The organism is Ruegeria sp. CDSB086 (assembly GCF_059611065.1).
Genome location: NZ_JBXWOV010000007.1, coordinates 294,953 through 304,031 on the forward strand (window position 1 = coordinate 294,953; position 9,079 = coordinate 304,031).

Sequence of the window (9,079 nt, forward strand, 5' to 3'; positions counted from 1 at the left end):
ATTAATGAGCCGGGGCTGCGACGGGGTCCAGCAAGGTGCGGCCGCCATCAATTGTCAGAATTTGTCCGGTGATGAAGCCGGCTGCATCCGAGGCCAGGAACTGTGCCGTTTCGGTCAGTTCGTTCGGGGCTGCGATCCGGGCCAAGGGCGTATGTCTCTCGATATCGTTGCGAAAATCCCGATTTTCCTTGAGCGTGGACTGCAGCGAGGCGCTCATGACCGATCCCAGCGCGATGGAATTAACGCGGATCCGTTTCGGGGCAAGGGCAACGGCCAATGAACGTGTCATTTGATCCAACGCGGCGGTGGATACGGAATATGCCATCAGATCAGGGTGGGTGCGTCGCGCCGCGATTGAAGACAGGTTGATGATCGACCCGGCGGGGCCTTCGTCAGTGTCACCTGCTTGTTTTATCATGCGTTTGGCGACCGCCTGGCTTAGGCGCAGCGAGGGCATCAGGTTCTGATTGAGCAGCATGCGTACGGAATCGTCGTCCGCGTCCAGTGGATCGGACGGGATCACCTGGCGCGCGCCATTGATCAGGATGTCCACCTGATCAAACGCATCAAGCGTGGCAGACAGCAGGTTCGCGATGGTCAGCTTTTCCCGCAGGTCGCCAGCAAAAAACCGGATGTTGCTGTCATCGGCCTGTTCGCCAAGCTCGTCGGACAGCCGTTTTTCGTCCATGTCGGCGAACATGACATTGGCCCCGGCATCCGCAAAGTGGCGCCCGATGGCCAGTCCGACACCATTGGCGCTGCCTGTGACAATGGCGGTCTTGCCGGCTATGGAAAAGGACATGCGTTGTCTCCTGATTTGCGGCAGAGGTTAACCGGGATCACCGTCGAGGGCGAGAGGCGTGAAACACCTTGAACCGATTGTCGCCGGACACCTCTTGAACCTGTACGAAATTCTCGGCCAGCGTGACCTCGTAGGGCAGGTGGCGATTTGCGACCATCCACAGATTGCCGCTCCGGGTCAGGTTTCGAGCTGCGGATTTGATAAAGCCCTGACCCAGCTCAGGGTCGGCGGCGCGCGATGTGTGGAACGGAGGGTTCATGATCACCGTGTCCAACGGTTCTGGCGCGTTCCACGCGACGGCGTCGGCCCAGTGGAACTGCGCGCAGGTCTTGGCCAAATTGACGCGTGCGCAGGTAAGGGCGATCTGGTCAGCCTCGACAAGATGTAACGCGCGCGGATTGGCGGCCTTTAGCACACCGGCTGCGAGATACCCCCAGCCAGCGCCCAAATCAGCGATCCTTGCACCCAGCTTTTCGGGTAATGCGCCCAGCAGCAGGGCCGAGGCAGGGTCAATCCCATCAGCCGAGAACACACCGGGCGCGGTCTGAAAGCCATCGACTGTCTGATTGTTCGGGGCGGCCCAGTCGGCAAAAGCCTCGGGTGCGGATTGGAACCAGAAGATCTTGCCATGCGCCTTGGCGATGGGCCCTTCGACGTCAACGCGTTTGCGGATGTCTTTCAGCAGACTATCGACGCCGTCGGTTTTGGCACCGTCTATGACAATCAGTCCGCTGGCCCGCTGACAGGCCTGATGCACCATGCTGCGCGCCAACGCCTTGGCGCGGGGCATGATCACGATGGCATCCTGGCAAGGGTCGTGGGCTTCCGGGACGGCGGCAAAGCCCTGTCCGGCAAAGTGGTCGTGAAACGGTTTGAATGGCTGCACAACCTGCGTTTCACGCGGCAGGGCCGACAGATCGCTGTCGGATGTCGGTCCAAGCACGCTGAGTGGTTGCGACAGCTCAAGGCCGCTTTGCATGGCAAGATCAAGACGAGGGGACATCGGCAAATATGAGAGAGAAGGCTAAGGTGGCCTTACTCTTCCCGTTCCATTGTGCATTGCAGGGGGTGCTGGTGCCTGCGGGCAAAGTCCATGACCTGGCCCACTTTGGTTTCGGCGATCTCATGGCTGAACACGCCAACCACGGCGACGCCTTTCTTGTGGACGATCAACATGATTTCAAACGCCTCGGCATGGGTCATGCCAAAGAAACGCTCCAGCACATGCACCACGAATTCCATCGGCGTGTAGTCGTCGTTTAGCAGCAGTACTTTGTACAACGGCGGACGCTTGGTCTTAGGGCGCGTCTGCACCAACAGCGACGGATCATCGTCGTTGTCCGGTTGGTCAGACATCATCCATTTGTGTTCAGTCATTGCGCCTTTGTCCGATTCAGGCTTCGGTTTGTCTGATCGGTTATATAACGTGCATGGGGCCAGAGAAAAGAGCCAGCAGGACGTAATCGAAATGGAAAAAGCGCTGACCACAATTGGGTTCGACGCCGACGACACGCTTTGGCACAACGAGCGGTTTTTTAAACTGACGCAGACCCATTTCACGGAATTGCTGGCCGATCACGCTGATCGCGATCACCTGTTGGATCGGCTGCTTGCTGCGGAAAAACGCAATATCCGGCACTACGGCTACGGAATCAAAGGCTTCACCCTGTCGATGATCGAAACCGCAATCGAAGTGACCGACGACCGTGTTCCAGCCTCGGTTATCCGCCAGTTGGTCGAAGCGGGGCAGGACATGCTGGCCCACCCGATCGAGCTTTTGCCCCACGCGCGCGAGGCCATCGAAGCGGTGACTGATACGCATAAGGTGATTCTGATCACCAAGGGCGACCTGATCGATCAAGAGAGAAAGCTGGCGCAATCCGGTCTGGGAGAGTTGTTCGACGAGGTCGAAATCGTGTCCGAAAAGTCAGCACAAACCTACCGCGATATCTTTGCGCGGCATGGTGACGGGCCCGAATCTGCAATGATGGTAGGCAATTCGATGCGGTCCGATGTCGTTGCCCCAATTCAGGCCGGGTGTTGGGGCGTCTATGTGCCCCATGGGTTGGTTTGGGAGATCGAAAAGGCCGAAACCCCTGCGGGCAATCCGCGCTATCGCGAGATGCGGGATTTGGGCGAACTTGCCGATCTGGTTCAGCGCCTAAGTTGATGTTGCCAATTGGTCTCAGTTTTCAAAAAACGGGGCGGGAATTACGCTAAGGCGTTCAATTTGTGTGGATGTGGTAGGTTGCGGGCTGCGCGCGTCTACATGTAGTGCCGATTCGGACGCTTAACAAAACAGCGAATTTGCACGCTTTCGGTTTATTTCATTGGGTCTCTGTGTTAGCCTTGTAGGCAATAAAAAATAATTAACGCTGACCGGGAAAACCCGGCGGCCTGAGGTAGACAGAGGCAAAGATCGTGCAGGTTCGGCGGACAGTTCCGGCCCGGATGGGCTTATTTCTTATAGCATTCTTGTGGCTGCTCTCCTTCGCGCCGTTGCAGGGATTTGCGGCACCATATGCGGCGATGGTCATCGACGCCCGGACAGGCGAGGTTCTGCATTCGCGCAATGCTGACACCCGACTGCATCCGGCCTCTCTGACCAAGATGATGACACTCTACATTGCATTCGAGGCGGTGCGGAATGGTGAGATCACCTTGGACACGCCCGTTCGGATTACAAAAAAGGCCTCTTCTGAACCCCCCTCGAAGCTGGGTCTTCGCACCGGACAAACCATTGCGTTCCGATATCTGATCCGGGCGGCTGCCGTGAAGTCCGCCAATGATGCGGCCACGGCGATTGGCATCGCGATCAGTGGATCCGAAGCAGCATTCGCCCGTCGCATGACGCGCACGGCCAAGGCCATGGGTATGAGCCGCACAACGTTCAAGAACGCACATGGCCTGACGGAATCAGGTCATTTGTCGACCGCGCGGGATATGACCACGTTGGGTCGCCACCTGCTTTATGATTATCCGCAGTATTACAACCTGTTCTCACGTCAATCCACGCATGCGGGGATCAAGACGGTTCCAAACACGAACCGTCGCCTGTTGGCGGCCTATAAAGGCGCGGACGGGATCAAGACCGGATACACGCGGGCTGCGGGCTTTAACCTGGTTGCATCGGCCAAGCGCAAGGACGAACGCATCATAGCAACTGTCTTTGGCGGTAAATCCGGCGCATCGCGGAACGCCAAAGTGGCCGAATTGCTGGATATGGGCTTCCGCCGCGCCCCCTCGCGCGCCCCGATCCGCAAGCCGGCGCGCCCGACCTATGCCGGAAACGCAGGATTGGGAGCGACAGTCGCGGCCCTGACTATCGCGCCAAAATCCAGTCTGCGCCCCGTTCTGCGCCCCGGACCGGGTGCCGCAGTTCAGGTTGCTGGCGCTGTGGCTGAGACGGCTGCCAAAAATGGCACGCGCATCAAGGATGGTATCGCCGCAGCAATCGCGGCCGCCGACATTCAGCCCTCTGGTGATGGTGACGCACCCCGTCCCGCTGCGCGCCCGGCTGACCTGGTACTGGCCTCGACCGATCCGGCAGTGCAGCCCGAACCCGAGCAAGAGATCGTGACCCGACTGTCAACATCGGGCGGACGGCTATGGGGCGTGAACGTTGGCCGTTATACCACCCGATATGAGGCGGAAAAGATTTTGCTGAAAACGGCCCTGTCGGAAATGACCACTCTGGAAGGCACGCTGCGCAAGGTGAACCAAAGCTCGCGCGGCTTCGACGCGACATTTCAGGGCATGACCCGCGAACAGGCCGATCTGGCCTGCCGCCGGTTGCAGGCCCGGAATGTGACTTGTTTCATGATCGGGCCGTCATAAGGCCCGACATACTCTCCTGAATGGATCTGGGCTGCGAGGAAACTCGCAGCCTTTTTTTGTCAGTCGAAGACGTGGCCGTGTTCGTATTGTTCATCCTGACCCGCCGCAGCGGTCAGGGCGGCAACGTTATCCTTGGTAAAGAACCCGTCATAGTGGTGGCAACGTTCGATATACTCGGTGATCAACAGCGTGTACTTCGAATGCTTTGAGAAGATCTGTTTGAGGTTCGGATCATCCTTACACTCGCCCACCACATGGGCCAGGAACGGCACCCCTTCATCCTTGAGTGTGTTGACCACAAAATCGACGTTCTTTTCACCCGCGCCGTGGTCGCCGTCATGAATCTCGATTGCCATGTGGTGCAGGCGACGGCCAAAGTTCCGAACGAAATCCTCGGTTGGCATCGGCAGCTGTTCAAAGGAATTGACGAAGGAGGGCGTGTTGTTTGCGGTGAAGACCTTGGCGGGGGATTTCTTGTCATCGTCGACATTCGCGTTCCGGTTCACGTTGGTCGAGGAATTCATCTCAAAGATGTTGTACGCGCCCCAAAAGTAATAGGGCACCATGGTCAGAAACTCGAGGATGGCGTCCTCACGCTCGCCGGCTAGAATGCGTGTTGCAAGGTGGTCGACCCCCAGCATCAAAGGCGCGATTTTGCTGTCGACCCCGAATGCCGCCGCCTGATCCAGCCGCGCCTGTTCGTCATTGCTCAGCAATATCCGGTCACCCAGACCAAGGCTGTCGGTGTCGTTGAAATCCAGGGATGAGTAGCCAACCCTGTTACAGGTGAAATCGGACGGCGACGTAAATCTGAACCCGTCCGAAGTGTAGAACGGGTTTTCGGTGTCTCCCTTGTACTCAAACCTGATGTTCTGATCTTCAAGCGTTTTGGTCAGGGTCTTGAGGTCCGTGGCGCCATAAACCTCTCCGACATAGCGGGTCTGGGGGGTGTTGCGGGCCAGCGGGTACATACGGTTGATGCGCGGAATAAAGTCTTCGAATGTCGGGCTTAGTGGCGCCATGACGATAATCGCAGGATAGTCGGAGTGCGAATGCAACACCGCAAATTTGTGCGTCTGACCCAGATAGCTGGCCGTATGTCGGTAGGGTGTCATGACATAAAGCTCGATCAGCGTGTCGAACATCGCGTCCGGTTCGACCTGAATGACGATCGCCTGCATCGCCCCGACCTGATCAGCCACGCCCGAGCTTTTGCGGCGTTCGTAGATCATCGGCAAATATTGGTGAAAGAACTCTGAGTTCTTTTTGTCGCCGCGCGGTTCGTAATTCATCAGATCGAAAGACATTGGCCAACCTCCTTGCCTATACCGGTTCGGCATGGCGTTGCTTGGAATTGTGGTATTCAGAACATGCACTTGTCGGGCATGCTAGGGTCTGTATTCCATACAGGCAACAGTCAGAGGATAGATCGTCAGGCTTACGCCCTTCTTTCTATCGCATGAATTTTGTCACATCGACCCCGCCGTCGATCAGGGATGTGCGAACCGAACGGGCGATTTGTACTGCGGTTGGGCCATCGCCATGCAAGCAGATCGTGTCGATGGATGTCTCTAGCCGCTGGCCGCTTTCGGTGATGACGGCACCTTCGCGCACCATGTTCAGGATGCGCGGTCCAGCAATTTCGGGGTCATGAATAACCGCGCCGGGCATGCTGCGGTCGACAAGGGTTCCGTCGTCGTTATAGGCCCGGTCCGCAAAGATCTCGCCGACCCACTTGCACCCCAGTTCGCGCACGGCTTCTTCTTGTTTGGTAACGGCCAAAACCATGATGATGATGTCCGGATCGACATCCAGCGCGCCCTGATAACAGGCTCGGGCCATGTCGATATCGACCGAGCACATGTTGGCCAACGCCCCGTGCAGTTTCAGGTGCCGCACTTCGGTGCCAACGGCCTTGGCCATTCCGATTGCCGCCCCCAGTTGATACCGAACCAAATTGCGCAGGCTGGCATGGGGCACTTTCATGTTGCGGCGGCCAAATCCTTGGAGATCGGGGAAGCCGGGATGCGCGCCGATCCCAACGCCGTTTTCGGCGGCCAAGGTCATCGTCTTGGCCATCACATCCGGGTCACCGGCGTGAAAACCGCAGGCGATATTGGCGGATGTGATGATTTTCAGAAGACTTTCATCATCGCCCATATTCCATGGGCCATAGCTTTCGCCCATATCGGCATTCAGATCGACGCTTGGCATGGGTGATACTCCTTAGTCGGTGGCAGAGATCATTCCGCCGATCAATTGGTAGGACAAGAGGTCCGGGATGTCATGCGGATCGCGGACCAGCGGTTCGACCCGCATAGGTAGCCGGGCAAGTTCGGCTTTGTGGGCGGTTTGCAGGGCTGTGGCCTCGTCCAGTGACACGAATTCGAACTTGATCTGCCCACCCGCCGGGGTTTGTGCCGCGCGCGGTAGGTCACAGGGTAGAACCGTCGCGATACGGGGATAACCTCCGGTGGTCTGACATTCAGGCAACAGGATAAATGGGCTGCCTGTTCCGGTCATCTGTATGTCACCGGGGGTAATGACCTCGGACAGAATGTTCAGCTGACCCTGGGCCGCGAAACCTTCGCCCTCGCTATCCAACTGCATCCCCATTCGGTTGGCCCGACTGCCACGCCGAAACTCGGATTGCACAAAGCGGTCCAACGTTTCCTGATCAAACAGGGGAGTCTGAAAGCTGGCGATCACGCGTAGAACGCCACCCGAGAAGCGATCATCCGGGTTGAGTTTCATGCCCGTCACGCCTGATCCGTCGGCGACAGGCAATGTATCTCCGGTCTGAATGGTGCTTCCGATCTTGGCGGTCAAATGCGCTGAGCGTGATCCCAGAAAGGCTTCGGACGCGATCCCACCGCTGACATGCAGGTAGCCATAGGTCCCGCGCGTCGCAGCACCAATCACCAGCCGCTGCCCGGCTTCCATCTGGTGCGACGCATTCCAGACCACAGGTGCGCCATCAATGCTGGCTTGCATCGGAGCACCTGTCAGAGCGATGCCGAGAGATTGCGCTGCCTCGAACTCGCCACCCATTCCAGCCATTTCCAAAGCGGCAAGTCCCGGGCTTTGACGCAGCAACGCTGCGCCCTCGTGCAGGGCCAGTTGGTCGGCGGCGCCGGATCGGGACAGCCCCTGATCCAGATACCCGACACGACCCTGGTCTTGTATGGTGCAGGCCGGGCCAATGCGATGAACAATCAGACTCATCCCGCGATCTCCTCGCAGGTGGCCCCGCCTGAGCCGTCCGAGTTGTTGGCGCGGATGGTTTCCAGTTCGTCGCGCGAAACGGACAGGAACTGCATTTCATCCCCTGGCTTCAACGCAAAGCTCTGCGGTGCGTCAGGGCGAAAGCAGCGAAATGCGGTTTGGCCCACGTGCCGCCAACCGGTCGGAGTGGGGCCCGAGAACAGTACGAATTGGGAAATTGCCATTACCAAGGCCCCCTCTGGGACCATAGGAGTCAGTTCCTTCAGACGTGGAATATTAAACTCAGGACCAAGCGGACCAAGATACGGCTGCCCCGGTGCAAAGCCAATGGTTAATACGCGTACCTTTGTGTCGCTCAGCCGCCGAACGGCTTCCATGGAATCCAACCCCGCCGCCGACGCTGCCTCGTCCAGTTGCGGAGCAAGCTTGCCCCCATAAACTGTGGGGACCCGCCACAACCTGCGACCGACAGGCAGTGGTGCCTCAAACCAATTTTGCTGGGCAAGTAGGTGTCGCACTTTATCCTGGATTTCAGTGCGAGGCAGTTTGTCGGGATCGAACCTCAGATAGGCCGATGCAAGGGATGCAGAGGTTTCGACAACACCGTCCCAGGATGCCGCGTCGATTGCGCCCCTAAAGGCCAGCGCCGCCCGGTTCGAGGGTTCGGCCATGGCATCGGCAAAGGAAACAAGAAGGCCGTCATAGCCTACGGTATTTATGCGTGGAAACATGTCGGCTGTATCGGTGGTCATTTCACGGCTAACCCGGGCATCTTACAGAGGCGACCACACATCATCCCGGGCCAATGCGCAAGCCCGGCGTAGGTAGACACGCGCGGATTCCATACCTGAATTGAGTACTAGCACCGTTTTTTAGGCCGGTTCCGACTCATTGAATCGCTTCCGACTCGATTGAGTCTTGTGGTGTGATGGGGCGCCCTGTCTATATATAGGGGTACGATTACTGGAGGCGCAGGCAGGTGTAGGTCCGACTTGTATTTCAACTGATGAGATCGCCGTTCGAAGGGGTGTATGATACAACTTAAGATATTGATAAAAAACAAATAAGTAGAAAAATGGAAAAAATTCGCCCAGGAGGTCATTTTCTGCTTGCGGACTTATGCGGTTATACTTAGAACCCCCTTCACCGGCGCTGCTGAGGCGGCGCTGACGGGTCGGAGAGACGGCCGGACGCATCGGAGAGACGGTGGAGACG

At 57.8% G+C, this 9,079-nt stretch carries 9 protein-coding genes; 2 read left to right on the plus strand and 7 right to left on the minus strand.

Annotated features, from left to right (window positions below; all coding sequences use genetic code 11):
* Nucleotide 1 precedes the first annotated feature (1 nt).
* From AC2FIO_RS16485 to clpS, 3 genes are read right to left on the minus strand one after another with little or no spacing between them, the layout of a single operon-like run.
* Nucleotides 2–802 carry an SDR family NAD(P)-dependent oxidoreductase gene (locus AC2FIO_RS16485; protein WP_058271963.1) on the minus strand — a complete coding sequence of 267 codons (801 nt, stop codon included), beginning with the start codon at nucleotides 800–802 and terminating at the stop codon, nucleotides 2–4.
* A 37-nt stretch (nucleotides 803–839) separates the two neighbouring features.
* Nucleotides 840–1,805, minus strand: coding sequence for a class I SAM-dependent methyltransferase (locus AC2FIO_RS16490; RefSeq protein ID WP_282169698.1), 966 nt, complete (start codon nucleotides 1,803–1,805; stop codon nucleotides 840–842).
* A gap of 32 nt (nucleotides 1,806–1,837) precedes the next feature.
* A complete protein-coding gene (clpS, locus tag AC2FIO_RS16495; protein WP_058271961.1) occupies nucleotides 1,838–2,179 on the minus strand; it encodes an ATP-dependent Clp protease adapter ClpS in 342 nt (113 codons plus the stop codon).
* A gap of 91 nt (nucleotides 2,180–2,270) precedes the next feature.
* Between clpS and AC2FIO_RS16500 the strand changes: the two genes are divergently transcribed.
* Nucleotides 2,271–2,972: an HAD family hydrolase gene (locus AC2FIO_RS16500; protein ID WP_108862207.1), complete on the plus strand. Its 702-nt coding sequence runs from the start codon at nucleotides 2,271–2,273 to the stop codon at nucleotides 2,970–2,972.
* Nucleotides 2,973–3,253: 281 nt separating this feature from the next.
* Nucleotides 3,254–4,639, plus strand: coding sequence for a D-alanyl-D-alanine carboxypeptidase family protein (locus tag AC2FIO_RS16505; RefSeq protein ID WP_058271959.1), 1,386 nt, complete (start codon nucleotides 3,254–3,256; stop codon nucleotides 4,637–4,639).
* 59 nt (nucleotides 4,640–4,698) lie between these two features.
* Here the strand turns inward: AC2FIO_RS16505 and AC2FIO_RS16510 are convergent, their stop codons facing one another.
* The 4 genes from AC2FIO_RS16510 to AC2FIO_RS16525 form a co-directional block, all read right to left on the minus strand.
* Nucleotides 4,699–5,946, minus strand: a complete 1,248-nt coding sequence (locus AC2FIO_RS16510; RefSeq protein WP_496698973.1) for a hypothetical protein — start codon at nucleotides 5,944–5,946, stop codon at nucleotides 4,699–4,701.
* Between the two features lie 145 nt (nucleotides 5,947–6,091).
* Nucleotides 6,092–6,853, minus strand: coding sequence for a LamB/YcsF family protein (locus AC2FIO_RS16515; RefSeq protein WP_496698975.1), 762 nt, complete (start codon nucleotides 6,851–6,853; stop codon nucleotides 6,092–6,094).
* 12 nt (nucleotides 6,854–6,865) lie between these two features.
* On the minus strand, nucleotides 6,866–7,864 hold the full coding sequence (locus tag AC2FIO_RS16520) for a 5-oxoprolinase subunit C family protein (RefSeq protein ID WP_496698977.1): 999 nt from the start codon (nucleotides 7,862–7,864) through the stop codon (nucleotides 6,866–6,868).
* On the minus strand, nucleotides 7,861–8,616 hold the full coding sequence (locus AC2FIO_RS16525) for a 5-oxoprolinase subunit B family protein (RefSeq protein ID WP_496698979.1): 756 nt from the start codon (nucleotides 8,614–8,616) through the stop codon (nucleotides 7,861–7,863). The genes AC2FIO_RS16520 and AC2FIO_RS16525 overlap by 4 nt, the downstream gene beginning before the upstream one ends.
* Between the last annotated feature and the right edge of the window lie 463 nt (nucleotides 8,617–9,079).